General features: G+C 59.4%; 18 protein-coding genes and 1 pseudogene. 10 read left to right on the plus strand and 9 right to left on the minus strand.

The genetic code is table 11. From position 1 onward, the window contains the following. The first annotated feature begins 283 nt into the window (after positions 1-283). The gene (locus A8O26_RS05565; RefSeq protein WP_064117309.1) at positions 284-676 is read left to right on the plus strand and encodes a helix-turn-helix domain-containing protein; all 393 of its coding nucleotides are present in this window, start codon (positions 284-286) and stop codon (positions 674-676) included. 6 nt (positions 677-682) lie between these two features. Here A8O26_RS05565 and selO read toward each other — a convergent pair whose 3' ends face one another. The 4 genes from selO to A8O26_RS05585 all read right to left on the minus strand — a co-directional run bounded on the left by selO (position 683) and on the right by A8O26_RS05585 (position 9,274). Further along, positions 683-2,146: a protein adenylyltransferase SelO gene (gene selO, locus A8O26_RS05570; RefSeq protein ID WP_064117124.1), complete on the minus strand. Its 1,464-nt coding sequence runs from the start codon at positions 2,144-2,146 to the stop codon at positions 683-685. 48 nt (positions 2,147-2,194) lie between these two features. After that, complete coding sequence (gene mscK / locus A8O26_RS05575) at positions 2,195-5,548, minus strand: mechanosensitive channel MscK (RefSeq protein WP_064117125.1); 3,354 nt, start codon at positions 5,546-5,548, stop codon at positions 2,195-2,197. Positions 5,549-5,582: 34 nt separating this feature from the next. Continuing rightward, a complete protein-coding gene (locus A8O26_RS05580) occupies positions 5,583-7,325 on the minus strand; it encodes a potassium/proton antiporter (protein WP_064117126.1) in 1,743 nt (580 codons plus the stop codon). Positions 7,326-7,648: 323 nt separating this feature from the next. Beyond that, positions 7,649-9,274, minus strand: a complete 1,626-nt coding sequence (locus A8O26_RS05585; RefSeq protein WP_064117127.1) for a methyl-accepting chemotaxis protein — start codon at positions 9,272-9,274, stop codon at positions 7,649-7,651. 278 nt (positions 9,275-9,552) lie between these two features. Between A8O26_RS05585 and A8O26_RS05590 the strand changes: the two genes are divergently transcribed. The 4 genes and pseudogenes from A8O26_RS05590 (at position 9,553) to A8O26_RS30570 (ending at position 12,119) form a co-directional block, all read left to right on the plus strand. After that, positions 9,553-9,783 (plus strand): hypothetical protein, encoded by a 231-nt coding sequence (locus tag A8O26_RS05590; RefSeq protein ID WP_007909525.1) that lies wholly within the window; start codon positions 9,553-9,555, stop codon positions 9,781-9,783. Next, entirely contained in the window at positions 9,780-10,082 is a 303-nt protein-coding gene (locus tag A8O26_RS05595) for a cell division protein ZapA (protein WP_064117128.1), read from the plus strand. Before A8O26_RS05590 ends, A8O26_RS05595 begins: the two co-directional genes overlap by 4 nt. A 144-nt stretch (positions 10,083-10,226) precedes the next feature. Then, positions 10,227-11,252, plus strand: a pseudogene (locus A8O26_RS30565) (HAMP domain-containing protein); the annotation flags it as partial. Between the two features lie 135 nt (positions 11,253-11,387). Continuing rightward, positions 11,388-12,119: a methyl-accepting chemotaxis protein gene (locus A8O26_RS30570; protein ID WP_437339877.1), complete on the plus strand. Its 732-nt coding sequence runs from the start codon at positions 11,388-11,390 to the stop codon at positions 12,117-12,119. A gap of 143 nt (positions 12,120-12,262) precedes the next feature. Here A8O26_RS30570 and A8O26_RS05605 read toward each other — a convergent pair whose 3' ends face one another. Continuing rightward, complete coding sequence (locus A8O26_RS05605) at positions 12,263-14,065, minus strand: acyl-CoA dehydrogenase (RefSeq protein ID WP_064117130.1); 1,803 nt, start codon at positions 14,063-14,065, stop codon at positions 12,263-12,265. 258 nt (positions 14,066-14,323) lie between these two features. Further along, a complete protein-coding gene (putA, locus tag A8O26_RS05610; protein ID WP_064117131.1) occupies positions 14,324-18,277 on the minus strand; it encodes a trifunctional transcriptional regulator/proline dehydrogenase/L-glutamate gamma-semialdehyde dehydrogenase in 3,954 nt (1,317 codons plus the stop codon). A gap of 457 nt (positions 18,278-18,734) precedes the next feature. On the opposite strand from putA, the gene putP reads away from it, so the two are divergent. From putP to A8O26_RS05630, 4 genes are all read left to right on the plus strand, one after another. Beyond that, complete coding sequence (gene putP, locus A8O26_RS05615) at positions 18,735-20,219, plus strand: sodium/proline symporter PutP (protein WP_064117132.1); 1,485 nt, start codon at positions 18,735-18,737, stop codon at positions 20,217-20,219. 352 nt (positions 20,220-20,571) lie between these two features. Then, positions 20,572-22,587: a type VI secretion system Vgr family protein gene (locus tag A8O26_RS05620; protein WP_064117133.1), complete on the plus strand. Its 2,016-nt coding sequence runs from the start codon at positions 20,572-20,574 to the stop codon at positions 22,585-22,587. Beyond that, positions 22,577-23,287 carry a DUF4123 domain-containing protein gene (locus A8O26_RS05625; RefSeq protein WP_064117134.1) on the plus strand — a complete coding sequence of 237 codons (711 nt, stop codon included), beginning with the start codon at positions 22,577-22,579 and terminating at the stop codon, positions 23,285-23,287. The genes A8O26_RS05620 and A8O26_RS05625 overlap by 11 nt, the downstream gene beginning before the upstream one ends. Before the next feature lie 332 nt (positions 23,288-23,619). Continuing rightward, entirely contained in the window at positions 23,620-23,937 is a 318-nt protein-coding gene (locus A8O26_RS05630) for a hypothetical protein (protein WP_064117135.1), read from the plus strand. Between the two features lie 67 nt (positions 23,938-24,004). On the opposite strand, the gene A8O26_RS05635 is transcribed toward A8O26_RS05630, so the two are convergent. Both A8O26_RS05635 and A8O26_RS05640 read right to left on the minus strand, forming a co-directional pair. Next, the gene (locus A8O26_RS05635; protein WP_253756698.1) at positions 24,005-24,283 is read right to left on the minus strand and encodes a hypothetical protein; all 279 of its coding nucleotides are present in this window, start codon (positions 24,281-24,283) and stop codon (positions 24,005-24,007) included. 28 nt (positions 24,284-24,311) lie between these two features. Continuing rightward, complete coding sequence (locus A8O26_RS05640) at positions 24,312-24,542, minus strand: hypothetical protein (protein ID WP_064117136.1); 231 nt, start codon at positions 24,540-24,542, stop codon at positions 24,312-24,314. A gap of 235 nt (positions 24,543-24,777) precedes the next feature. Between A8O26_RS05640 and A8O26_RS05645 the strand changes: the two genes are divergently transcribed. Beyond that, positions 24,778-25,617 carry a 23S rRNA (adenine(2030)-N(6))-methyltransferase RlmJ gene (locus tag A8O26_RS05645; RefSeq protein ID WP_064117137.1) on the plus strand — a complete coding sequence of 280 codons (840 nt, stop codon included), beginning with the start codon at positions 24,778-24,780 and terminating at the stop codon, positions 25,615-25,617. 46 nt (positions 25,618-25,663) lie between these two features. On the opposite strand, the gene msrA is transcribed toward A8O26_RS05645, so the two are convergent. Further along, positions 25,664-26,329 carry a peptide-methionine (S)-S-oxide reductase MsrA gene (gene msrA, locus A8O26_RS05650; protein ID WP_064117138.1) on the minus strand — a complete coding sequence of 222 codons (666 nt, stop codon included), beginning with the start codon at positions 26,327-26,329 and terminating at the stop codon, positions 25,664-25,666. Positions 26,330-26,398 lie beyond the last annotated feature (69 nt).

The following is a 26,398-nucleotide window of genomic DNA, read 5'->3' on the forward strand; positions in this document are numbered from 1 at the left end:
TCTGGAGGCAAAGTCGCGATTATCAAGGAATTGATCTGTAGGTCATTACCTTCCTCAGTTGAGGAAAGGGCCTACGCACGTCTGCGCGGAGGCTGACTATCTGTATTTCATCTAATCGGTCATCTTGTGCAGACCTGAGCGAAATGCCATTCCTATGAACGCCAAGAAAGTTAAACGCCTTCCACTCTCGGAGCTTCTGAAGGGCTCTGAATATCTAAAATCCTTAAATGCCCACACGGTTTGTTCTCTCGCCGGGGGCTCTGTTGGATTTGAGAATGTTTGGATTGATTCCGGCGCGGACCAAAATCCGGGGCTCTTTCCTCGCTCGCTGCATCGGCCAGAAAACGAAGACGACTACGATGCCTTGGTATTGGCAGTCGACGAACTGCTGGAAATTACCGGCGATGACGAGTCTCATCCGTTGATGAGCTTGGTGGATATCATTGGTGACTGGATTGAAGAATGGGATCAAACGCATCACCCGGTCCCAAAACCTCCGGGTTTTGAAGTATTGGGATATCTGATGCGTGAGCATGGTTTGACCCAGAGCGACTTGCCTGGAGTGGGCACTCAGTCAGTCGTCTCTGAGATCCTGAGCGGCAAGCGGCAACTAAACCTGCGACAGGTTCGATGGTTGGCTGAGTACTTCAAGCTGCCTGTAGACGTGTTTAACTAGGCCGCCTCAGGAAGAACAACTGATCTCCAGATGCTTGCCCCACTCCGGCGGCCGCTCCGCATAAGCCTCCATCCCCGGCTGTTCCTCAAACGGTTTGCTCAGTACCGCATGCAGTCGGCGCACCTCTGAGTAATCCCCTTGCTCAGCCGCATCGATGGCTTTTTGCGCCAGATAGTTGCGCAGGATGTACAGCGGATTGACCGCATGCATCCGCGCTCGGCGCTGTGCCTGATCGCTGTCGCCATCGCGCGCAACCCGGGCGACGTAGCGTTCGCCCCAGGCGTCGAAGCCTTTGATGTCGACGAAGTCGTCGCGCAACTGAGTGACAGCCTGCTGAGGTAAGTCCTCGCCGAGTCGACGGAAGAACAGCGTGTAGTCGACGCCGCTGTTCTGCATCAACTGCAGCAGGTCTTCCAGCAATTTCTGGTCGTCGTCTTCTGCGGTGGTGAAGCCGAAACGCCGGCGCATCAGGTCGAGGTAGTGCGCCTGGAACAGTGGCAAATACAAGCCGAGAGTTTCGCGCAGGGCTTCGACGCTGATGAATGGCGTCAAAGCCTGGGCCAGCGCGCTGAGGTTCCACTGGCCGACCGGTACCTGATTGCTGAACGAGTAGCGCCCCTGATCATCCGAATGGTTGCAGATGAAGTGGGCGTCGAAATCATCGAGAAAGGCGAATGGGCCGAAGTCGAAGGTGATGCCGAGGATCGACATGTTGTCGGTGTTCATCACGCCGTGGCAGAAGCCGTAGGCTTGCCACTTGGCGATCAGTGCGGCGTTGCGCTCGACGATCTCGCGGAACATCGCCAGATACGGTTCCGGCTGCTCCAGACATTCAGGAAAGTGCATCGCCAGCACGTGCTCGCCAAGCTGCTTTTGCTGCTCGGGGCGCTTGGTGTAGTAGAAATATTCGAAATGACCGAAGCGGATGTGGCTCGGCGCCAGGCGCAGGACCATCGCCGCGCGTTCCTGCTTTTCGCGCCAGACCGGGGTGTCTGAGCCGATCACGCAGGCTGCCCGCGACGAAGGTATGTTCAATGCGTACAGCGCTTCGGACGCCAGGAACTCGCGGATCGACGAACGGAGTACCGCACGACCATCGCCCATGCGCGAAAACGGCGTCTGCCCGGCGCCCTTCAAATGCAGGTCCCAATGCTCGCCGGCCGCGTTGTACACCTCGCCCAACAACAAGCCACGGCCATCGCCCAGTTGCGGGGTGTAACCGCCGAACTGATGCCCGGAATAGACCATTGCTCGCGGTTCGGCATCGGCCCACAGCTTGTGGCCGCCAAACAGTTCGGCAAATTCCTGGGTTTCAGCGGTGGCCGGGTCGAGGTCCAGCAAGGCCAGCGCCGCCGGGCTCGCCACGACCAGACGAGGGTTGTCGATCGGCTCGGGCAGCACGTGGGCGGAGAACGCATCGCCCAGGCGGGCGAAGCGATTGTCGAAGGTCAGTTCGTCGAGGGCTTTCAAGGGCCGGCTCCAGCAGAATGTCCGAGCATTCTGCTGGGAATAGACCGGTTAGTCGAGTTTGGCCGGCGGCGGCTCTTGCAGCGGTTTCTGATCGTCGGCGACCGGCACGATGGTTTTCGTTTCCGGCTCGATCGGCACCATCTTGTATTCCTGGCCGTGCAGGTTCTTCAGGTAAACCTCCATCTGGCGGAACGAGATGTTGATGTGCTGCTTCTTGAACTCACGGTTGATGAAGCGGTTGACCTCATCGAGCACCGGGTTACGGTCGCCAAGGTCGCGCACGTGCATGCGCAACTCGTGGTCGAGGGTGCTTTCGCCGAAGTTGAGGAAGTACACGTGCGGCTCGGGTTCCTTGAGTACACGCGGGTTCTCGCGGGCCGCCTTGAGCAGCAGTTCCTTGACCAGATCCAGGTCCGAGCCGTAATCGACGCCGAGTTTCAGCGTGACGCGGGTGATGGTGTCGGTCAGCGACCAGTTGATCAGTTGCCCGGTGATGAACGTCTTGTTCGGGACAATGATGTCCTTGCGGTCGAAGTCGGTGATGGTCGTGGCGCGGATGCGGATCTTGCTTACCGTGCCCGAGAGGTTGCCGATGGTGATGGTGTCACCGATGCGCACCGGGCGTTCGAAGAGGATCATGATGCCGGAGATGAAGTTCGCAAAGATCTCCTGCATGCCGAAACCGAGGCCGACCGACAGCGCCGCCACCAGCCATTGCAACTTGTCCCAACTCACACCGAGGGTCGACAGGGTCGAGACGAAACCGACGCCGGCAATCACATACGACAGCAGCGTGGTGGTCGCGTAGGCACTGCCCTGCGCCAGATTGAGCTTGGACAACACAAACACTTCGAGCAGGCCGGGCAGGTTGCGCGCGAGGGCGAAGGTAATGCCGATGATGATCAGCGCGCCGAGCATGTCGCCGATGCTGATCGGCACCATGCTCATGTTGGCGCCAGTGCCGCTGGTGTATTCGTAGAGGGTGATGTTGTCGAGGTACGAGAACACTGAAATCAGGTCCGACCAGACCCAGTACAGTGCGGCGATAAAGCCGCCGAGCAGAGCCAGACGGATCAGGCGCAGGGACTGTTCGTTGACCTTTTCGATGTCCAGTGTCGGCTCTTCGATCACCGCTTCACCGTCGCCAGCCTCTTTCGCCGCCTGACGTTTGGCCAGGGCGCGCTGGTAGGCCAGACGTCGCGCGGCAACGCTCAAGCCGCGGACGAACGTCGCTTCGATCACCAGCCAGAACATCAGCAGATAAAGAGTGTTGATCAGTCGGTCGCTGAGCTTCAGCGCGGTGTAGTAATAGCCGAAGCACACCGCCACAAACAGGGCGATCGGCAGCAAGGTGAACATCACGCCAACGGCCTTGCGGAACAGCGAGGTGTTTTCGTGAGCCGGGCTGCTGATCAGCAAACGGCTGAGCAGCCATGCCATCAGGGCGTAGCAGGTCAGCACCACCGGCATGCCGAGCACATCATCGGCCAGGGCCGCCGGTTGCAATTCGGCGACGGCAACAATGGTCACTAGCGCCATGACCACCAGACCCAGTCGACGAATCCAGCCCTGGAGGAATTCGACCTGCGGTTTTTCCCAACGGAAGTGCAGTTCTGCCACGCCACCCGGCGCCAGAATCCGGTAAGCGGTATAGAACACCAGCCACGCCTGACCCATCTGCAGCAGTGCAGCGCCCATGTTGGTGTTCTGCCCGCGCGCATCGATCTGCAACGCCAGACCACACAAGGCCAGGCCCAGCGCCACCGGCATCGCCAACAGAATATTGATCAGAATCGCCTGCGGCGTGTGCCACTGACTGTCGCGTTTGAAGTGACCGATGTCCTGATGGACCTTGTTCAGGCGTGAATACAGTTGTTTGCGTCGCCACAGCAAGGCACCGATCAGCAGTGCCAGCGGCAGGAACAGCAGCGGCCGCTGGGTCAGGCCGTCGGTCAGCTCGCTGAGGCTGGAGGCCCATGGCAGGGTGTCGACCTGACGCTTCAGACGCTCCGGCACCGCGCGCATCCATTCCAGGTCCAGCGGCTTGTTGCTCGGAATCCAGAACATCTGCTCATCGAGCGTCGCACGCAGACTTTGCGCGGTGCTCAGCAGTTGCTTCTGGTTGAGTTGCAGGGTGATCGACTCGTTGAGCATGGCGCTCAGTTCGCGGTTCAACCGCTCCAGCAAATCGGCGCGGGTGTTGGCCAGATCGAGCAGGTTTTTGCGCAATTGAGGGGTGACCTGCTCCGGCGGCTGAGTGGTCAGCAGGTTGTCGACATAGGCGGCCGGATTACTCAGTTGCTCACGCTGCTGGCTGACGTCGAATTGCCATAGGCGAATGTCGGCGATCTGGTCCGCCAGATCGCGGTCGACCTTGAGCCGTGGCAGGGCTTGTTTCTGCTTGTAGAGAATCTTCGACAACAACAGGCTGCCCTTGAGCACGCTGATCTGCTCGTCCAACGCTGAATCGCTTTGGGTCAGGCTGTCGAGTTGTTGTTTGGTCTGCAGATTCTGCTGGGTGACTTCGTTGAGGCGGTCAGTGCTTTTCAGCAGATAGTCGGAGAGTTTGAGGTTGGCCGTGCTTTCGATGGCCAACAGACTGCTGCTACCGGCCTTCTGCGCTTCGATCGACTGCTGGGTCACGGTTTCCTGTGACTGTGCCAGACGCTTCTGGTTGATCAGGGTTTGCAGTTCCTGGATCTCGCGGTCGAGGCGGTCGGATTTCTCCGAGAGCAAGTCATGCTGAGCATTGCCCAGATCCTGCAACTGGCTGTTGCCGGCCAGTTCCTGGCGGCGCAACGGGATCAGCGCATTCAGTGCCGCCAGTTCGGCATTCAACTGGTCGCGCTGCTCGGCGGTGACGGTTTTACCCGCATCCTTGCCGGATTTGAGGATGTTGTTGATCTGCTGAATGCGCGTCTGGCTGGCGGAAATTTCCGCCTGAGCACGTTCGGGCCGCGTCTGCGCGGTGATGATCAGGCTGTTGGCGTCGGCCAGGGCTTTTTGCAGATCACTTTGCTGGGTCGATCGATCCGTGAGGATTTGCTCGAGTTGCTGGATCGACTCCTTGGGGAAACGCTGCGCCACCGGCACCACGGCGTTGGCCTTGAGGCGCGTCAATTCGCGGGTGTTTTCAATGGTCTGCTTGGGCGCGGTCGCCAATTGCTGCTTGAGGTCGATCAGCTTCTGCTCGTAATCACGCTGATTGTTCAGTTGATTGAGCGTGTTCTGCAGGACCGTTTGCAGGCTCTTTTTATCGGCATCCGGCAGTTTGCTGTCGGCGAGTTTGTCCAGGCTGGCCTGCACGGCATCGCTGGACGGCGGTTCGGCGGCGTAAATCGGGCCGACAGTGAGACTCAGGCCCAGCAGGGCCGCGGCGAAAAAGGAGCGCAGGGTAGGCATAGAGACCGGTCAAGCAAGTGAGAGTGGACGCAGTTTAGAGGAAGAGCCCGGGGCCCGGGCGACTTCCTTCGGGGAATCTGACGCCGACTTTGCCGATCTTGTTCCCGTCCATGACCGCAACCGTCCAGTGGGTGTTGTTCCATTCCACCTGGTCGCCGACGATGGGCGCACCGCCCACTTTGTGGGCGATGAAGGCGCCCAGGGTCATGTCCGGATCGATGCCCTCGGCCGGCAAGCCATAGAGTGCCGCAACCGCTTTAAGCTGGGCGTCTCCTTCGAGTACGAAATCACCGAAGAAGCGCAGATCGAGACCGCGTTGCGGCGCCTGGCTGAACAGTTTTCCGAGGGCGCCGAGGTTGTGTTCATGGCCGATAACGCACAGCAAATCATCGACTTCCAGCACCGTACTACCCGACGGATGGAGCAGTTGCTGGCCACGAAACAGTGCCGCGATACGGGTGCCTTCGGGCATTTTCAGTTCACGCAGGGGCGAACCGATGCACCATTTCTCCGCGCCGAGCTTATAAACGAACAGCTCCCACTCGCTGGTGACGTGAACTTCCAGCGCCGCCCGGGAAATCGGCGCAGGCTCTGGCGGTACGGTCACCTTCAGCAGTTTGGCGACCCACGGCAGGCTCGTGCCCTGCACCAGCAGCGACACCAGTACGATGAAGAACGCCAGGTTGAAGTACAGCTGCGCATTCGGCAGCCCGGCCATCAGCGGGAACACCGCGAGAATGATCGGTACCGCGCCGCGCAGACCGACCCAGGAAATAAACGCTTTCTCGCGGCCATGAAACGCCTTGAACGGCAGCAGGCCGACGATCACCGACAGCGGCCGCGCAAACAGAATCATCCACAGTGCCAGACCGAGAGCGGGCAGGGCGATCGGCAGCAAATCATGTGGCGTTACCAGCAAACCCAGCACCAGGAACATGCCGATCTGCGCCAGCCAGGCCATGCCGTCGAGCATGTGCAGAATGCCGTGGCGACTGCGCACCGGGCGGTTGCCGATCACCAGACCGCACAGATAAACCGCGAGGAAGCCGCTGCCATGCAGGGCGTTGGTCAAGGCGAATACCACCAGACCGCCGGCGATCACCAGAATCGGATACAGCCCCGCAGCGAGGTTGATACGGTTGACCAGTTGCAGCATCAGCCAGCCGCCGCCGAGGCCGATCACGCCGCCGATGCCGAACTCGCGGATCAGATGGGTCAACAGGCTCCAGTGCAGGCCGGTCTGGCCGCTGGCAAGCATGTCGATCAGGGTCACGGTGAGAAACACCGCCATCGGGTCGTTGCTGCCGGATTCGATTTCCAGGCTGGCGGTGACCCGTTCGTTCAGGCCTTTGCCGCCGAGCAGCGAGAACACTGCCGCAGCGTCCGTTGAGCCAACGATGGCGCCGATCAACAGACCTTGAATCAGATTGAGGTCGAACAGCCATGCGGCGGCCATGCCGGTCAGCCCGGTGGTGATCAACACTCCGACCGTGGCCAGCGACAGCGCCGGCCACAAGGCCACGCGGAAACTCGACACCCGCGTACGCAAGCCGCCGTCGAGGAGGATCACCGCGAGTGCGAGGTTGCCGACCAGATAGGCCGTCGGGTAGTTATCGAAAATAATGCCGCCGCCATCGACCCCGGCGGCCATGCCAACCGCGAGAATAATGACCAGAATCGGGATGCCGAGACGGGAGGAGAGGGAGCTGACGAGAATGCTTGCGCCTACCAGCAACGCGCCGATCAAGAACAGGCTGTTGATGGTCGTCGCATTCAAAGGCAGTACTCCAGAAGCGTAAAGACGGGCACAAACTGACCATGCAGTCTGCGTGCCAGCGATTCTAACCTGTTGAAATGTGATGCTGTCAAAAAGGTTTTTACGCTGGGGGACTCGATGTTTGGGTTCGGCTGGCGATTGCTGCCCTCACCCTAGCCCTCTCCCGGAGGGAGAGGGGACTGATCGAGGTGTTTGTTCAAGTTGCACCGACCTGAGCTATCGAGCCGAACTCAGGTTTGAAAAGCCCCCGATCTGCTCCCTTTCCCCCCTCTCCCTCTGGGAGAGGGCTGGGGTGAGGGAGCTTTTGATCTTGATCTACTCAATTAAAGGCTGAACCGCCCAACCATGTTGTTCAGGTCCAGCGCCAGACGCGACAGCTCATTACTCGCCGCACTGGTCTGATTCGCCCCGGTCGCCGACTGCACCGACAGATCGCGGATGTTGACCAGATTACGATCCACTTCCCGCGCCACTTGTGCCTGCTCTTCAGCCGCGCTGGCGATCACCAGGTTGCGCTCGTTGATCTCGACGATGGCGGTGTTGATGGTGTCCAGCGACATGCCGGCACCACGGGCGATGTTCAGCGTCGACTCGGCGCGTTCGGTGCTGTTACGCATCGAATCCACGGCGTGTTCGGTGCCGCTCTGAATGCTGCCGATCATCCGCTCGATTTCGCTGGTCGACTGCTGAGTACGGTGCGCCAGGGCACGCACTTCGTCCGCCACCACGGCAAAACCACGACCGGCTTCGCCGGCACGCGCCGCTTCAATGGCCGCGTTCAGGGCCAGCAAGTTGGTTTGATCGGCCAGACCACGAATCACATCCAGCACCTTGCCGATGTCACGGGATTCATTCGCCAGATCACCGATCAGCGAAGCAGTGCTCTGCACATCAGCGCTCATGCGTTCGATGGCACTGACGGTTTCCTGCACCAGATCACGACCGTCACCTGCCGAGGTGGTGGCGTTCTTCGAAGCTTCCGAAGTGCTCACGGCGTTGCGCGCGACTTCTTCCACGGCGCTGGTCATCTCGTTGACCGCAGTGGCCGCCTGTTCGATTTCATTGTTCTGCTGAGTCAGGCCGCGCGCGCTTTCGTCGGTGACGCTGTTCAGTTCTTCAGCCGCCGAAGCCAACTGAGTGGCGGAACCGGAAATGCGCTGCAAGGTGTCGCGCAGTTTCGATTGCATTTTCGCCATCGCTGCCAGCAGGCGACCGGCTTCGTCGCTGCCGTCGACGTGGATCGGCTGGGTCAGGTTGCCCTCGGCGATGGTTTCTGCCGCATCCAGCGCCTTGGCGATCGGGCGGGTGATGCTGGTGGTCAGCAACCAGGCGAACAGCAGCGTCAGGCCAGTGGCGATCACCAGCAGGGTCACGACCAAGTCGAACGCCGAAGAATACTGCTCGGCTGCTTGCTGGTTGGTCTCGCTGATCTGCTCGCCGTTGATCTGCATCAGACGGTTGAGCACGCTGTTCATAGCTTCGGAATTGTTCAGCAACTCGGTGTTGAGCAAGGTGCGCAGCTCATCCACTTGATTGTTGCGCGACAGGCTCTTCATGCGGTCTTCGATCTGGCGGTACTGGCCGAGCAACTGCACGTACTGGTCATACGCCGCACGTTCCTCGGGGCTGCCGATCAACGGCTCGTAATCGCTCTGGGCTTTGCGGATCTGCTGGTTACGCATGTCCAGCAGTTCAACGGTTTTCTGCTGCACGTCCGGCTCGCGGTTGACCAGCAAGCGGTACGACAGCACGCGCAGGCGCAGGGTCAACTGGGTGAATTCGTCGAGGTTCTTGATGCTCGGCACGCTGCTGGACGAGATGTCTTCGGCGGCGCCACGGATTTTGCTCATCTGGTTCAGGGCGAACACACCGAGAATCAGCATCAGGCCGCCGATCAAAGCGAAGCCGGTAAACGCCCGTGGGGCGATATTCATATTGCGGAGGGACATGGGCGGATACCAAGAGAGGGCCGCATCCATGCGGGCTGAGACTGCTGTATGGATGACTTATCGGTCATACGACTAAAGTCTTGAGGCACTGTGCGTATTTGTCGCATAAGGCCTGGGGCGACGAAGTGCAGGAACCAGATCGGCAGATCACAGTCTTTAAAACTCGCGAGAACGGTCCGCCGCCAGGAAAATCAAGGCTTTGCGCCGGTTAAACCCTGGCATACGTGGTGACTTTTCTTTATCGTACGCGCCCTTTGAAAAACGCTTGGAAGATCAAAATGTTGGAAGCATCCCTCAGCCAATTGGAACAGCTCGTCAGCGACCTGGTGCAACAGAACCAGACCCTCGCGCAAACCAACCAGACCCTGTCCACGGAACTGGCCCAGGCCAAGGATGAAAACGAAAGCCTGCAACTGAACCTGATGGAGCAGGAAGAAAAGCACGGCGCCACCGCCGCCCGCATTCAAGCCCTGGTTGATCGCGTCAACGCAGGTCCGGTCAGCGCATGAACCACCACACAGCAGGGGTAAAAGTCGTCTCCATTCTCGGGGAGGACTATTCGATCAAGGCACCGGCCGGGGAAGAACAGACCCTGCTGGACGCGGCCATGATGCTCAAGGCTGCGCTGGATGACACCAAGCGCAAATACCCGACACTGATCGGTGACCGCTTGCTAGTGCTGGCGGCGATGAATCTGTGCTCGCAGCAGATCGAAATGAAGAAACAGCACAAAGAAGAACTCGACCGTTACCAAGAGCAAGTCAGCGCCACGGTCGACACCATCGCCAAGACCATCAATCAGGGCTGATGGGGTTGCGCACAACCAAAGAATAGATTGTCGATCAGGTTGTATACAATCGGCACGGCTGTTGCATTGTTTCGGCCACTTATTCTTTGGGGGTGCTCCATGCAGTTGTGGCGACGCAGTATTCAATGGCAGCTGATTCTCAGCATGGGCACCGCCCTGCTGGTCAGTATCCTGATCGTGGTTGGCATTTATACCCTGGTGGTCAACCGCCTCGCCCAGAGCTATCTGGTCGAACAAGCACTGCCGTCGAGCATCGAAGCGACGCGCAACGATATCGAGCGCATCCTCGTCCAGCCGCTGACGGCGGCCAAAGACATCGCCAGCAATTCCATGGTCCGCGATTGGCTGGCCACTGGTGAAGACAGCAGCAAAACGGCGGCCTTCGCGCAGTATCTGGAAGGGATCCGCGCCGAACACAAGGCATTTACCGCTTTGATCATCGGCACCGAATCCAATCACTACATCACCGAAAAAGGTCTGGATCGCACCCTCAGTCGTACCAAACCGGCGGATGCCTGGTTCTATTCCTTCCTCGACAGCAATCAGCCGCGCACCCTCAATATCGACAATGATGGCGCCACCGGAGAACTGGCGCTGTTTATCGATTTAAAGGTCGAACAAGCTGGCAAAGTGGTCGGCGTGGCGGGGCTCGGGCTGAGCATGAAAGAGCTGTCGGAGCTGATTCACAATTTCAGCTTTGGTGAGCGCGGCAAGGTCTATCTCGTGCGTTCCGACGGTTTGATCCAGGTGCATCCCGAGGCGCAATTCAGCGGCAAACGCACCTTGACCGAGCAGATCGGCGCCAATGCGGCGCAGGCGGTCCTCGGTCAAAAAGCTGCCGTCAGCAGTAATTTCCAACGAGATGGCGAAGACTTCCTCGCCTTCAGCCTGCCTCTGCGTGATCTGGGCTGGACCTTAGTGGCCGAAGTGCCGCAATCGCAGATCTACGCCGAAGCGCGCAAAGCGATGTGGATGAGTGGCGGCATTGGTCTGGCGGTGGCGCTAGTCTGCCTCGCCTTGGTGGTGTGGCTGGCGCAAGGTCTGGTGCGACCGATTCGCCAAGTAACAGCGGCACTGGTAGCAATCGGTAGCGGTGGTGGAGATTTGACCCACCGGTTAGATTCCAGTCGCGCCGATGAGCTGGGCGACCTCGCCCGAGGCTTCAACCGTTTCCTCGACAGTCAGCGCGCAATGATCGGCGAAGTGCTGACCACCAGTGAGCGCCTGCGCACGGCCGTGGGGCAAGTGGCGAAAGTGGTGGAGAACACCGCCGAGCGTTCCGGGCGTCAGCAGGAAATGACTGACATGGTCGCGACCGCCGTGCATGAGATGGGCCTGACCGTGCAGGAGATTGCGCAGAACGCCGGTAACGCGGCGCTGGCCTCGCAAACCGCGAGGGATGAAGCGATGCAGGCGCGCGAAGTGGTCGGCGGCTCGATTCGGCACATTGAAAGCATGTCTGATGAGATTGGCTTGGCGGCGGGCGCGGTGGGGGAACTGGCGCATCAAGTGGCGTCGATTGATTCGGTGTTGGCGGTGATTCGCGGCGTGTCCGAGCAGACCAACCTGCTGGCACTGAATGCGGCGATTGAGGCGGCACGAGCTGGCGATATGGGGCGCGGCTTTGCGGTTGTCGCCGATGAAGTACGCACCTTGGCGCGCAGGACGCAGGCATCCACCGATGAAATCCAGCAGATGATCGGCAGCCTCAAGCAAGGCGCGGAAAACGCCGTGTCGTCGATGCGCACCGGGCAGGCGGCGACGGGCACCGGGGTTGAATCGAGCCAGCGCACCGGGGCATCGCTGACCGCGATTACCGGGCAGGTCGAACGCATCAGCGACATGAACCATCAGGTGGCGACGGCGACCGAAGAGCAGTCGGCGGTGACGGAAGAGATCAACCGTAATGTGCAGGGGATCTCCGATCTGGCACGGGCGACGGCGGGTGAGGTTCGGGCCTGTCGTGAGGATTGTCAGATGTTGCAGAAACTGGCGGATGATCTGGCGCGGCAGATGGGTGGGTTCAAGCTGAGCTGATGTGCTGTCAGTTCTGGCCCCTTCGCGGGCAAACCCGCTCCCACAGGGTTCTGGGGTGTTCACACAATATGTGAAACTGCCGCAATACCTGTGGGAGCGAGCTTGCTCGCGAATGCGATGTCAGCAGCAATGCAAATTCCAGATCAGAACCACGCATCCTGCATCGCCAGACACGTATCATCCCGCGCCTCCAGCAACGCCAGCTCATGGTGACAACCTGGCACTTCCCACGTCAGAAAGTACCGCGCCGCCTGCAACTTGCCTTTATAGAAGTCGGCATCCGCCGCATTGCCTTTGAGCAAACCTTCTTCAGCGCGAATCGCCTGCTCCAGCCAGCGCCAGCCAATCACCGTGTGCCCGAACACCTTCAGGTACAACGCCGAGTTCGCCAGGCTGCTATTGACCTTCCCTTGCGCCAGATCGGTCAGTAATCCAATGGTCACCGCTTGCAGACGTGCCACCAGTTTTTCCAGTGGCTCACGCAATCCGGTCAGTGATTCATGCGCCGTCGAGCGTTCAGCGGTGTTGGCGATCAGGCGAATCAACTGCTTGAGCCCAGCGCCAGCGTTCTGCGCCAATTTACGCCCGAGCAAGTCCAGCGACTGAATGCCGTGGGTGCCTTCGTGAATCGGGTTCAAACGGTTATCGCGGTAATACTGCTCCACCGGATACTCGCGGGTATAACCGTGGCCACCCAGAATCTGGATCGCCAGTTCGTTGGCCTTGAGGCAGAACTCCGACGGCCAGGATTTGACGATCGGCGTCAGCAGATCCAGTAACTCATGGGCCTGTTTACGCTCGGCTTCGGTTTCCAGCGTCGTGGTGTCATCGAACAAACGCGCCGCGTACAGGCCAAGGTCGAATGCACCTTCGACGTAGGACTTTTGCGTCAACAGCATGCGTCGTACATCGGCATGCTGAATGATCGCCACCGGCGCGGTGCTCGGATCCTTGCTGTCCGGCACGCGACCCTGCGGACGTTCGCGGGCGTACTCCAGCGAATACAGATACCCGGCATAACCGAGCATCACCGCGCCCATGCCGACGCCGATCCGCGCTTCGTTCATCATCTGGAACATGTAGCTCAAACCGCGATGCGGCTCGCCCACCAGATAGCCGACACACTCACCGTTATCGCCGAAGTTCAGCGCCGTGGACGTGGTGCCGCGCCAGCCCATCTTGTGGAACAACCCGGCCAGCAGCACATCATTGCGTTGGCCGAGGCTGCCGTCATCGTTGACCAGAAACTTCGGCACGATAAACAGCGAGATACCTTTAACGCCCGCAGGCGCGTCCGGCAGCTTGGCCAGGACCATGTGCACGATGTTTTCCGAGAGCGGGTGATCGCCGCCGGAAATGAAGATCTTGTTGCCCTTGAGGCGATAAGTACCGTCGGACGCAGGCTCGGCGCGTGTACGAATATCCGACAGCGACGAGCCAGCATGCGGCTCGGTCAGGGCCATGGTGCCGAAGAAGCGCCCGTCGATCATCGGTTGCAGGAAGCGTTGCTTCTGCTCATCGGTGCCAAAGCTTTCAATCAGGTTCGCCGCGCCCATGGTCAGGAACGGGTACGACGTCGAAGCCGCGTTGGCCGACTGGAAATGCGCGAAGCAGGCTTGCGACAAGAGTGTAGGAAGCTGCATGCCGCCGGCGTCGAAACTTCTCGCAGCGTTAAGGAATCCGGCCTCAAGGAAGGCATCCACCGCCGGTTTCACTTCCGGAATCAGAATCGCCTTGCCGTCCTCGTAGCGCGGCTCGTTCTCGTCGCCCTTGCGGTTGTGCGGGGCGAAATACTTTTCGGCGATGTTGCGCGCGGTGCCGATGGCGGCGTCGAAGGTCTCACGGTTGTGCTCGGCAAAGCGCTCACGCCGGGTCAGGCCCTCGGCATCGAGGACTTCATACAGCTCGAAAGCCAGATTGCGGGAACTGAGTAGCGTCTCGGACATGGCGGCCTACCTGAAATTGGGGTTGGGCCGAGTCTAGGCGTGCCGATAAAGGCTGAACAGGATGATTGATCAGCGTGATGTTGGAGCCGCGCAACAACTTTGCAAACACCACAAACCACTGTGGGAGCGAGCTTGCTCGCGAAGAGGTCGGCACATTCAACAGATGAGTTGACTGGCCAACCGCTTTCGCGAGCAAGCTCGCTCCCACAGGGATTGTGGCTATGCCGGGCACCTATGCAGGTGCCCGGTTTATCGGGTTTAGCCGATCGTCATCAAGCTGGCATTACCACCCGCCGCCGCAGTGTTAACACTCAACGCCCGCTCGATCACCAGACGCTCCAGCGCAATGTTGGTCTCGCCTTGGGACAAGCCCTGAACCCCAACGATCGCGCCCGCACGCTTGGCAATCTGCTGGCAAACGCCGCGCAACTGGTCGGAATGGCCGTGATGCAGAACCGCATCAAACACCACGTCGTCTTTATTCCAGTCGGCAACCAGCTTGATCCGCGCCTGAATCTCCTTCGACAGGCGTGCGAACAATGCCTTGCTGATGTCGGACTCTGGCCAAACTGCCGAACCGCCTACCGCCAGCACGGCTGCCAGTTGGGTCAACAGATCACCTTCTACCTCGGCCAGGCACAGCACATGTTCACGCGGCAGGATGGCGTAGCTGTTTTTCTCACCGGTCGGGCCGGCCAGTACGCGGGTGATGCCGCTCTGCGATTGCGCAGCGTACTGCACGCACAGCGTGCTCAGGTCGGCGTACTTGTTGCTTTCAGCCCAAGCCTTCAGCGCGTTCAGCGGTTTGCTCATGGCATCGCGCAAACGAACGTCCGGGGCGATAACGGCATCACCGCGAGCGAAGGATTGTTCGATGGCATCGGTAGGACGTGTCGCCAGCAAACGGTACAGGTACAGCGGGCCACCAGCTTTCGGGCCAGTACCCGACAGGCCTTCGCCGCCGAATGGCTGCACGCCGACCACGGCACCGACAATGTTGCGGTTAACGTAGACGTTACCGGCATTGACGTTGTCGATCACCTTGGCGATGGTCTCGTCGATACGCGTGTGTACGCCCAACGTCAGGCCATAACCGGAAGCGTTGATCTGGCCGATCAGTTGGTCGATCTCTTTGCGCTTGTAGCGCACCACGTGCAGCACCGGGCCGAAGATCTCGCGTTGCAGCTCGTCGAAGCTTTCCAGTTCGATCAGGGTCGGCATGACGAAGGTGCCGCGTTTGACTTCTTCGGTGTCGGCGATGGCCACCTGGTAGACATTGCGACCTTTATCGCGCATGCCCTGGATGTGCTTGTCGATGCCCGCCTTGGCTTCGGCGTCGATCACCGGGCCGATGTCCACGGACAGGCGCTCCGGGTTGCCGAGACGGCTTTCGGCCATGGCACCTTTGAGCATTTCGATGACGCGATCGGCGGAATCTTCCTGCAAGCACAGTACCCGCAGCGCCGAGCAACGCTGACCGGCGCTGTCGAAGGCCGAGGACACCACGTCGATCACAACTTGTTCGGTCAGTGCCGAGGAGTCGACGATCATCGCGTTCTGGCCACCGGTTTCGGCGATCAGCGGAATCGGACGGCCCTGGCTGTCGAGACGGCCAGCGATGTTGCGTTGCAGCAGGCGCGCGACTTCGGTGGAACCGGTGAACATCACGCCTTTGACGCGTTCATCACCGACCAGACCGGCACCGACGGTTTCACCGCGACCCGGCAGCAGTTGCAGCACGCCTTCCGGGATCCCGGCTTCGAGCAGCAAGCGCACGGCTTGCGCGGCCACCAGCGGAGTTTGCTCTGCAGGTTTGGCCAATACCGGGTTACCGGCAGCCAATGCGGCAGCGACTTGACCGCTGAAGATCGCCAGCGGGAAGTTCCACGGGCTGATGCACACCACTGGACCCAATGGGCGGTGGGCGTCGTTACTGAAATCGTTGCGTGCCTGCACCGCGTAATAACGCAGGAAGTCGACGGCTTCGCGAACTTCGGCGATGGCGTTGGCGAAAGTCTTGCCGGCTTCACGCGCCAACAGGCCCATCAGCGGCTGGATCTCGCCTTCCATCAAGTCGGCGGCACGTTCCAGAATCGCCGCGCGTTCGGCCGGCGGGGTGGCCTGCCAGATCGGTGCAGCGTTCAGCGCGCATTGAATGGCGTTGTCGACGTCTTCGACGGTGGCTTCCTGCACGTGACCGACCACATCGCGGTGATCCGCCGGGTTCAGCACCGGTGCCGGAGCTTCGGTGCTGGAGGCGCAACCGAGCATCGGCGCCGCTTTCCAGTCGTTGTGTGCAGTGGCGAGCAATGCGCAGGACAACGAGGCCAGACGATGTTCGTTGGCCATGTCGATGCCGCTGGAGTTGGCGCGCTCAGAACCGTACAGGTCACGCGGCAGCGGAATACGCGGATGCGGCAGGCCGAAACCACCTTCCACGGTCGCCATCTGCTCGATCTGCGCCACCGGATCGGCCACCAATTCCTGAATCGAAATCGACTGATCGGCGATACGGTTGACGAACGAGGTGTTCGCGCCGTTTTCCAGCAAGCGACGTACGAGGTACGCCAGCAGGGTTTCGTGCGTGCCGACCGGTGCGTACACGCGGCACGGACGGTTCAGCTTGCCTTCGGAAACCTTGCCGACAACCTGCTCGTAGAGCGGTTCGCCCATGCCGTGCAGGCACTGGAATTCGTACTGCCCCGGGTAATAATTCTGACCGGCGATGTGGTAAATCGCCGACAGAGTGTGGGCGTTGTGCGTGGCGAACTGCGGGTAGATGACTTCCGGCACCGACAGCAGTTTGCGTGCACAAGCGATGTAGGAAACGTCGGTGTACACCTTGCGGGTGTAGACCGGATAGCCTTCCAGGCCTTCGACCTGGGCGCGCTTGATTTCGCTGTCCCAGTACGCGCCTTTCACCAGACGGATCATCAGGCGATGACGGCTGCGGCGAGCCAGATCGATCACGTAGTCGATCACGTACGGGCAACGCTTCTGGTAAGCCTGGATGACGAAACCGATGCCGTTCCAGCCAGTCAGTTGCGGCTCGAAGCACAGGCGCTCAAGCAGATCCAGCGACAGTTCGAGACGGTCGGCTTCTTCGGCGTCGATGTTCAGGCCGATGTCGTATTGCTTGGCCAGCAGGGTCAGCGACAGCAGGCGCGGGTACAGCTCGTCCATCACACGTTCGTACTGCGCACGGCTGTAACGCGGGTGCAGTGCCGAGAGCTTGATGGAAATGCCCGGGCCTTCATAAATCCCACGACCGTGGGAGGCTTTGCCGATCGAGTGGATGGCTTGTTCGTACGACGCCAGGTACTTCTGCGCGTCGTGTTCGGTGAGGGCCGCTTCACCGAGCATGTCGTAGGAATAACGGAAGCCCTTGGCTTCGAACTTGCTCGCGTTGGCCAGGGCTTCGGCGATGGTTTCGCCGGTGACGAACTGCTCGCCCATCAGGCGCATGGCCATGTCGACGCCCTTGCGGATCATCGGCTCGCCGCTCTTGCCAATGATGCGGCTCAGCGACGAGGTCAGGCCGGCTTCGTTGTGGGTCGAGACCAGTTTGCCGGTCAGCAACAGGCCCCAAGTCGCGGCGTTGACGAACAGCGACGGGCTGTTGCCCAAGTGCGGATGCCAGTTGCCGGTGCTGATCTTGTCGCGGATCAGTGCGTCGCGCGTGCCCTTGTCCGGGATACGCAGCAGCGCTTCGGCCAGGCACATCAGCGCCACGCCTTCCTGGGACGACAAGGAAAATTCCTGCAGCAGGCCCTGAACAATGCCTGCACGACCGCCGGCACTTTTCTGGTTACGCAGTTTTTCCGCGATGGAAGCGGCGAGCTTGTTGGTGGCTTCAGCCATGGCGACCGGCAGGCGAGCCTGTTCGATCAGCATCGGCACCACTTCCGGCTCAGGGCGACGGTAAGCGGCGGTGATCGAAGCGCGCAGTACGGACTGCGGCAGGATGCTTTCAGCGAATTCGAGGAAGCATTGGTGGGCGTGATCGGTATGCACTTCGCCCGCCTCATCGGCGTCCTTGGCGGTCAAACCGTTCAGCTCGGTCAGGGTTGCACCACCCTCGAGTTTTTCCAGGTAATTGAAAATTGCCTGCTTGATCAGCCAGTGCGGTGTGCGATCAATCGAGGTCGCGGCAGCCTTCAGGCGCTCGCGGGTCGGGTCATCGAGTTTGACCCCAAGGGTGGTGGTAGCCATATTTTTATCCTCATGGTTGCCACAGTTGCGTGGCATCAGCTGGCGGCAAGATTAGCCGCGCACCGAAAGAGGTGCAACCGGGTGCAACCCTTTTTTTGTCGGAAAAATAAACGCTTCGTCAGGAATTATTTTCTGGTACTGAAGTACAGCACTGGCTTGGTGCTTTTGCTTCTAGCAACGCGTGCTGACTGCGCTAAAAGGGAGCAAAAACCGCCTGTTTCCCGGAATATCCGACTAGGTGCAACTAATTCTCACGAAACTGGTTGCACCTTTTTTAGTTTGTTGCATAGCATTCGCGCCCTAGGTGCAACCGGGATAACCCGGTGCATCGGCTGGTGGCTTTCCTGGGGAAACATCAGTCCTAAATGCGCGGGATCCCGAATCGTCTGCCAAACGTCACCGTTTGCGCGTGGTTCATCACCGCTGCTACATAAAAACAAAGCCAGGGCGTAACTTAATGAGCGTAAGCAATCCAACACTGATCACGTTCGTGATCTACATCGCAGCAATGGTGCTGATCGGCTTCATGGCCTATCGCTCCACCAACAACCTTTCTGACTATATTCTCGGTGGTCGCAGCCTCGGCAGCGTCGTCACCGCGCTGTCTGCCGGTGCCTCGGACATGAGCGGCTGGCTGTTGATGGGTCTGCCGGGCGCCATCTACATGTCCGGTCTGTCCGAAAGCTGGATCGCCATCGGCCTGATCGTCGGTGCCTACCTGAACTGGCTGTTCGTCGCCGGCCGTCTGCGCGTGCAGACCGAGCACAACGGTGATGCGCTGACCCTGCCGGACTACTTCTCCAGCCGTTTCGAAGATAAAAGCGGCTTGCTGCGCATTATTTCGGCGATCGTGATTCTGGTGTTCTTCACCATTTACTGCGCATCCGGCATCGTCGCTGGCGCCCGTCTGTTCGAAAGCACCTTCGGCATGTCCTACGAGACCGCGCTGTGGGCCGGTGCTGCGGCGACAATTGCCTACACCTTCGTCGGCGGTTTCCTCGCGGTAAGCTGGACTGACACCGTACAAGCCACGCTGATGATTTTCGCGCTGATCCTCACGCCGATCATCGTGCTGCTGGCGACCGGCGGCGTCGACACCACGTTCCTGGCCATCGAAGCACAAGATCCAAGCAACTTCGACATGCTCAAAGGCACCACCTTCATCGGCATCATCTCGCTGATGGGCTGGGGTCTGGGCTATTTCGGTCAGCCGCACATCCTCGCGCGTTTCATGGCGGCGGATTCGGTGAAATCGATCGCCAAGGCGCGCCGCATTTCCATGACCTGGATGATCCTGTGCCTGGGCGGCACCGTGGCCGTGGGCTTCTTCGGTATCGCTTACTTCTCGGCGCACCCGGAATTGGCGGGTCCCGTGACCGAGAACCACGAGCGTGTGTTCATCGAGCTGGCCAAGATCCTCTTCAACCCATGGATTGCCGGTGTGTTGCTGTCGGCCATTCTCGCCGCTGTCATGAGCACCCTGAGCTGCCAGTTGCTGGTGTGCTCGAGCGCCCTGACCGAAGACTTCTACAAAACCTTCCTGCGTAAATCCGCTTCGCAACTGGAGCTGGTCTGGGTCGGCCGCGCCATGGTGCTGCTGGTTGCGCTGATCGCTATCGCGATGGCCGCCAACCCGGAAAACCGCGTACTGGGTCTGGTGTCTTACGCCTGGGCTGGTTTCGGTGCTGCGTTCGGTCCGGTTGTGCTGATTTCGGTGGTCTGGAAAGGCATGACTCGCAACGGCGCACTGGCCGGTATCCTGGTCGGCGCGATTACTGTTGTGGCCTGGAAGCACTGGGAAGTGATGGGTCTGTACGAAATCATCCCGGGCTTCATCTTCGCCAGCATCGCCATCTACATCGTCAGCATGCTCGGCAATCCGACTGCTGGCATGGTGCAGCGCTTCGAAGCGGCGGAAAAAGATTTCCACCTGAACAAGTAATGCACTGAGCTTCTGCTCACAAAGAAACGGCCCGTTTCCTACAGGAGACGGGCCGTTTTTTTGTGGCTGTGATTTCTCGAATCCTGTGGAAATCCATTGTGAGAGCGAGCCTGCTCGCGAATGCGATTGATCATTCAATGAATGTGTCGAATGACATGCCGCTTTCGCGAGCAGGCTCGCTCCCACAGGGTTCGGTGGTGGTTTTGGAGGCTTGTCTGTAGTTGAAGGCGCCGCTTTTTGCAGGGTTTTTCGTCAATGAAAGTAGGGCAAATCTGATTTTCCCGTCACCCACCCATCACCCCTTGCCCCTCATGCAGAATCGCCCGCCCTCATTCCCGCAGAGAGACATCGGATGTTCGCGCCTGCCAATCAACCGCGTTTCACGTTGACCCTCGAAGGCGCCCAGCATGAGCTCAAGGTCCTTGAGTTCACGGGCAAGGAAGCCATCAGCCAACCCTTTCGTTTCGAGCTGGAACTGGTCAGTGAACGGCCCGATCTGGACCTCGAAAGTCTGCTGCACTGTCAGGCGTTTCTGAGTTTTGATGACAAGGGTTCCGGCGTTCACGGTCAGATTTATCAGGTCGGGCAGGGTGATTCCGGGAAACGTCTGACACGCTACAACTTAAGCCTGGTACCGCGTCTGACGTACCTCGGGCATCGAATCAACCAGCGGATTTTTCAGCATCTGAGCGTGCCGCAAATTGTTGCGCAGATCCTCAAGGATCACGCGATCCTGCGCGATGCCTTCGATTTTCGCCTCGGCAGCGAATACCCGCTGCGTGAGTACTGCGTGCAGTACGCCGAGAGCGATCTGGCGTTCATTCAGCGGCTGTGTGCCGAGGTCGGCATTCATTACCACTTTCAGCACAGTCCTGAAGGCCATGTCCTAGTGTTCGGTGATGATCAGACGGTGTTTCCGCGCCTGGCCGAGTCGACGTTGTATCTGCCCGGTAGCGGCATGGCGGGCGGAGCGCCGGCGATCCAGCGCTTTAATGTTCGCGTGGCAACTCGCACCAGCGTAGTCACCCGCCGCGACTACAACTTTGAAAAGCCGCGTTTGCAACTGCAAAGTCGAATCGACGGCGAGCAGCGTCCGGTGCTGGAGGATTACCATTTTCCCGGGCAGTTCAGCGATCGTGACACCGGTAAGCATGTCGCCCAACGCGCACTTGAGCGGCATGTCGCCGATTACCGTCAGGCCGACGGCATCAGCGACGAATCGGCATTGGTTTGCGGACATTTCCTGCAACTGAGCGAGCATCCGCGCCGGGACTGGAATGACCTGTGGCTGGTCACGGCCATCGAGCACCATGGCCGACAGCCGCAAGTGCTGGAGGAATCGGTGACCAGCGATGGCGAAGACTTCCAGGGTTACCGTAATACCTTTCTCGCGACGCCGTGGGACGTGTTCTTCCGCCCTTCGCTCGGGCCAGAAAAACCACGCGTGCCGGGCTATCAACCTGCCGTGGTCACCGGGCCGCAAGACAGTGAAATACATTGTGATGAGTACGGCCGGGTCAAGGTGCAACTGGCCTGGGATCGCGACGGTGAGCTGAACGAGCATGCCAGTTGTTGGCTGCGAGTCGCCAGCGGCTGGGCTCACGATCGTTATGGCAGCGTGCTGATTCCCCGAGTCGGTATGGAAGTGCTGGTCGGTTTCATCGATGCCGACGCCGACAAACCCTTGGTCGTGGGCTGTCTGCCCAACGCCGCGACGCCGATCCCGCTGGATCTGCCGGCGGACAAGACCCGCAGCATTTTCCGCAGCCAGAGCAGTCCAGGCGGTGGCGGCTATAACGAGCTGCGCATCGAGGATAAAAAGGGCGCCGAGGAAATCTACCTGCGCGCCCAGCGCAACTGGACGCAGCACGTGTTGAACGACCAGCAGGTGCAGGTCGATAACCAACGCAGCATTGTCGTCAACGGTATCGCGAAGCATGAGTTGAAGGCGGACGAACAGCGCATCACCCATGGTCAACGCCAGGCGGAAGTGAAGCAGGACGATCACCTGACCGTGATTGGCAGCCGGCATATCAAGGTTACCAGTCAGGCGACCAGCGCCAGCCAGCACATCCACGTCAGCGCCGGTCAGCAAGTGGTGATCGACGGTGGCGCCAGTGCGACGATTCAGGCGGGCGGGCAGTGGATCAACATCGGCCCCGGCGGGATTTTCAGCAGCGTGCCCATTCAGGTCGGTGGCGCGCCGATGGCGGCGATGAGCGCTGCGCCGAGTGTTCCCGGATTACCGGAGAAACTCCAGGCAGCGTCGGCGGCGATACTCACTGCTGCACAAATCATGAGCTTTAAAGGTGATGCGCCATTTTGCGAAGAGTGTGAGCGTTGCAAGGATGGTGTCTGTGCAGCCTGAGTTTCTACAACCAGCAGATTGGCTGGCACGCGAGCCGCTGAAACCTTCGGAGCAACTGTTCGCGATCTTCAGTCATGTCAGTGATGTCGAGCCGTTCGGCGCCTGGCCGGTGGCGCCGAGGCCGATTTGGGCGGACACGATCTACGCCGAGTGGGATGCGGTGATGCCCTTCGTGGGAATAGTCGCCGCCGACAGTGAGTTTCTGCATTGGGTGGCGACCACTGAGTCTCGTGACTGGGGGTGGCTGGCGGTGTCTTCGGCGGGCCTTGAAGTGCTGGTCGAGCACCTGCGCAGTTTGACCCAAGTACTGATGCCCGACGGCAAAGCGGTGTTTTTCCGCTTTTGGGATGGGCGGTTTTTGCTGCCCATTTTGCAATCCGGGCAGATGGAAACGGCGCAATTGTTTCCAGTGATCGGACGCGGCTTGATCAATGGTCAGGCGGTTACGGTCGGGGGCAGGGCGCTGGTGTCGGGGCGGGTGTTTCCTTGGTGGCGCGTTCCCGAATCACTGGCGCAAGGAAGTGCAGAGACGCGGCTCGGCAATGTTATGCAGTGGCTGAGCGAGGAGCATCCGGCGCTGTTCGAAGCGTTTCCCGAGCCGGTGTTGCGCTGCAAGGTCAGGCAGTTTTTTCAGGTTTCCATGTCGGAAGAATCGTCGTTATCGGCGTTGTTGGCGTATTTGCTGGCAGAGTCAGAGTGAGTTTTCGGGGCGAAGGTCTCGGACGATTCCTTCGAGTTGCGGCGGTTTTCATGAACTGGTGGGCGATGGGTTGCAGGGATAGTCTTTTCGTTGTCACTGCGAGAGTGGTGACAGGGTGTAGGAACCCTCGCTTTCATGGCGTTACAGTTCGTTGGCTTTTTGCGGCACTTGATTCAAGTCCGTAAAATCGTTCGCGGCGGCTGTGCGCGGGACACGCTTCGGCGTGACCGAGGTCCATGATTGCTCGGTTCCTACTCTTGCGCACAGCTGCCACCCAAACCTGTAGGACGGTGCGTTGGCGGCTCACGTTTATCAATCATGGAGATAATGAAATGACGACTTTGCATCCCGATCCACCCTACGTAAAACACATCCCCCATCCCGACAACCGCTACATGGCATTGACCAGCAACTGCAACGACATGCCTACGCTGTTCGTCGACACCCACGCTCCTTCCGACGTCCTGATGGACGCCGCCAACTACCGAATCCGCACCGTCGTCCAGGTGCTGGAAAACCTGTGCATGCGCGGTTCGATCGAGTGCGACTCGATCATCCTCAGCGACTTCGCCCAGCTCTGCGTCATTCCATTGCGTGACGGTTGTGATGTGCTGGATGTCATCGGCAAGCGCTTGCGCGCCATGTCTTAACGCTGGCGCTATATCAGATCCTTCCTTGCTCGCTCAAAGGAAGGATTACCAGTCGGCAGACGAAAACCTAGTTCTCCAGATACTGGTCTTGTGACTGGATAAAGGCGTCGAAGGCAGGAGAGTTGTAAATTTCGAGGCATGAATAAAATACGATTTTCTTGCCCGACTGTTTGCTGAGTGACGAGGTCTTCAGGTAGGCGTCGGCCATGTATTTCTCGGTTTCCGCGTACGGGTCATGGGTGACTTGCAGGGTGTCTTCATTCTGCAATATTACATGTTGCCCTTTGCCGATCGCGGAGTAAGCACCAATAGCAAGTCCTTTATCGGACTTGATATCGGACTGCATTATTGCAATGACCAGTTGGTGTGTTTTTTTATGGAGTTTTTTTAAATCCGCTTGGTATTTTGCCTAGCGGTCCATCTGTAATGGTGAAACTGACTCTGTCCCCCACACTGAACTTATTCTCTGTTTGTGAGGTGCTAAACAGCTCGGAGCCGTCATCCGTTCTAACCTTGGTGTAGGTAGACTTACCAAACATGTTATCGATTACGTCGGATGAAATAATCGTCCCTACGCTTGTTGTCGTGGTGATGGGCTTACTCATTTTCGTGTCCTTTGTTGGATGACAATAAAATCCACAAGCCGAGAAGGGGTTGTGCAAGTAGGCCCATCAGGCACCTGCTCGGTTGGGTTGGCTACTGTCAGAGTTGACAGGTTTGGTTACCGCTTGTCTGAAACCGGGGCTCCAAATTCGGCAAAGACTTGGCATGTCCACCGTCACCGACCCCTGACTTGCCGCCCGGTAAAAGGTAAACTTTGCGCCCTTCGCAGGAGCAGCCATGAATTATCGTCACGCCTTCCATGCCGGCAATCACGCCGATGTGTTCAAACACCTGACCTTGACCCGCCTCATCGCCCTGATGTCGCGCAAGGAGCAGCCGTTTGCCTATCTCGACACGCACGCCGGCATCGGTCTGTATGACTTGCAGGGCGATCAGGCCAACCGTACCGGCGAGTACCTGGAAGGCATCGCGCGCTTGTGGGAGCAGCCGGATCTGCCGGCGCTGACCGCCGACTACATGAAGGTGCTGCACGAGATGAACCCGGATGGCCAGTTGCGCTATTACCCGGGTTCGCCGGAGCTGGCGCGACGCCTGACGCGGCCGCAGGATCGGGTGATGCTCAACGAGAAGCATCCGGAAGACGGCGTGCTGCTCAAGGACAACATGGCCGGTGATCGTCGGGTCAAGGTGCATCTGGGCGAAGGCTGGCACGTCGCCCGGGCCATGTTGCCGGTGCAGGAAAAACGTGCGGTGATGTTGATTGACCCGCCGTTCGAACAGCTCGATGAGATGCAACGTTGCGCGGCGTCGTTGAAAGAGGCGATTGGACGGATGCGCCAAACCGTGGCGGCAATCTGGTACCCGGTCAAGGACCAGCGTGCGTTGCGGCGTTTCTATCAGGATCTGGCCGGCACCGGTGCGCCGAAGTTGTTGCGCGTGGAGCTGCTGGTGCATCCGCTGGATACGCCGAACAGCCTGAACGGTTCGGGCATGGCGATTGCCAATCCGCCGTGGGGGCTGGAGGAAGAATTGCGTGAGCTGCTGCCATGGTTGTCCAAAAAGCTTGGGCAGACTCAGGGTGGCTGGCAGATGGATTGGTTGATTGCCGAGAGCTGATCACTGACTGATCGTTCCCACGCAGTGGGAACGATCGGCGGCGGGGTTAGTTATCCGCCAAACTCGCTGGCATGCACACGCCAGTGCCGCCAATCCCGCAGTAACCCTCAGGATTCTTCGCCAGATACTGCTGGTGATACGCCTCGGCGAAGTACACGGTCGGCGCCTGTTCGATCTCGGTGCTGATTTCGCCAAGACCGGCCTTCGACAGCTCGGCCTGATAGGTCGCCTTGCTCTTCAGCGCCGCGTCCAGATGCTCAGGCGAGGTGGCGTAGATCACCGAGCGGTACTGCGTGCCGATGTCGTTGCCCTGACGCATGCCCTGCGTCGGGTTGTGCAGTTCCCAGAACATGGCCAGCAACTCTTCGTAGCTGACTTTATCCTTGTCATACACCACCAATACCACTTCGGCGTGGCCAGTCAGGCCCGAGCAGACTTCTTCGTAGGTCGGGTTCGGCGTGAAGCCGCCGGCATAACCGACCACCGTGCTGACCACGCCTTCACGCTGCCAGAAGCGGCGCTCGGCGCCCCAAAAGCAACCCAGACCGAAAATCGCAAAGTCGACGTCCTGGAAAAACGGGCCAAGCAGCGGGGTTTCTTCGAAGACGAAGTGCTTTTCAGGCAGGGTCATCGCGGTTTCGCGGCCGGGCAGAGCTTGTTCTTTTGTCGGGAGCACGTTTTTGTTCACCAGAATTTCCGAGCGCAGAACCATGATCGTTCCTCTCAGTCAGGATGGGATGTAAAAGTCAGACCGCCAGTGTGCCCAATGATGCCCGACTTC

The sequence above is a fragment of the Pseudomonas fluorescens genome (assembly GCF_001648775.1).
GTDB lineage: Bacteria > Pseudomonadota > Gammaproteobacteria > Pseudomonadales > Pseudomonadaceae > Aquipseudomonas > Aquipseudomonas fluorescens_M.

What these genes read in the sequence shown, in the direction of transcription:
- A8O26_RS05585 (WP_064117127.1), bottom strand. Translation starts at nt 9,274, where the DNA reads ATGTCCCTCCGCAATATGAATATCGCCCCACGGGCGTTTACCGGCTTC.
- A8O26_RS30570 (WP_437339877.1), top strand. Translation starts at nt 11,388, where the DNA reads ATGGTCGCGACCGCCGTGCATGAGATGGGCCTGACCGTGCAGGAGATT.
- putP (WP_064117132.1), top strand. Translation starts at nt 18,735, where the DNA reads ATGAGCGTAAGCAATCCAACACTGATCACGTTCGTGATCTACATCGCA.
- A8O26_RS05645 (WP_064117137.1), top strand. Translation starts at nt 24,778, where the DNA reads ATGAATTATCGTCACGCCTTCCATGCCGGCAATCACGCCGATGTGTTC.
- A8O26_RS05635 (WP_253756698.1), bottom strand. Translation starts at nt 24,283, where the DNA reads ATGCAGTCCGATATCAAGTCCGATAAAGGACTTGCTATTGGTGCTTAC.
- putA (WP_064117131.1), bottom strand. Translation starts at nt 18,277, where the DNA reads ATGGCTACCACCACCCTTGGGGTCAAACTCGATGACCCGACCCGCGAG.
- A8O26_RS05630 (WP_064117135.1), top strand. Translation starts at nt 23,620, where the DNA reads ATGACGACTTTGCATCCCGATCCACCCTACGTAAAACACATCCCCCAT.
- A8O26_RS05590 (WP_007909525.1), top strand. Translation starts at nt 9,553, where the DNA reads ATGTTGGAAGCATCCCTCAGCCAATTGGAACAGCTCGTCAGCGACCTG.
- A8O26_RS05595 (WP_064117128.1), top strand. Translation starts at nt 9,780, where the DNA reads ATGAACCACCACACAGCAGGGGTAAAAGTCGTCTCCATTCTCGGGGAG.
- A8O26_RS05620 (WP_064117133.1), top strand. Translation starts at nt 20,572, where the DNA reads ATGTTCGCGCCTGCCAATCAACCGCGTTTCACGTTGACCCTCGAAGGC.
- mscK (WP_064117125.1), bottom strand. Translation starts at nt 5,548, where the DNA reads ATGCCTACCCTGCGCTCCTTTTTCGCCGCGGCCCTGCTGGGCCTGAGT.
- A8O26_RS05605 (WP_064117130.1), bottom strand. Translation starts at nt 14,065, where the DNA reads ATGTCCGAGACGCTACTCAGTTCCCGCAATCTGGCTTTCGAGCTGTAT.
- msrA (WP_064117138.1), bottom strand. Translation starts at nt 26,329, where the DNA reads ATGGTTCTGCGCTCGGAAATTCTGGTGAACAAAAACGTGCTCCCGACA.
- A8O26_RS05640 (WP_064117136.1), bottom strand. Translation starts at nt 24,542, where the DNA reads ATGAGTAAGCCCATCACCACGACAACAAGCGTAGGGACGATTATTTCA.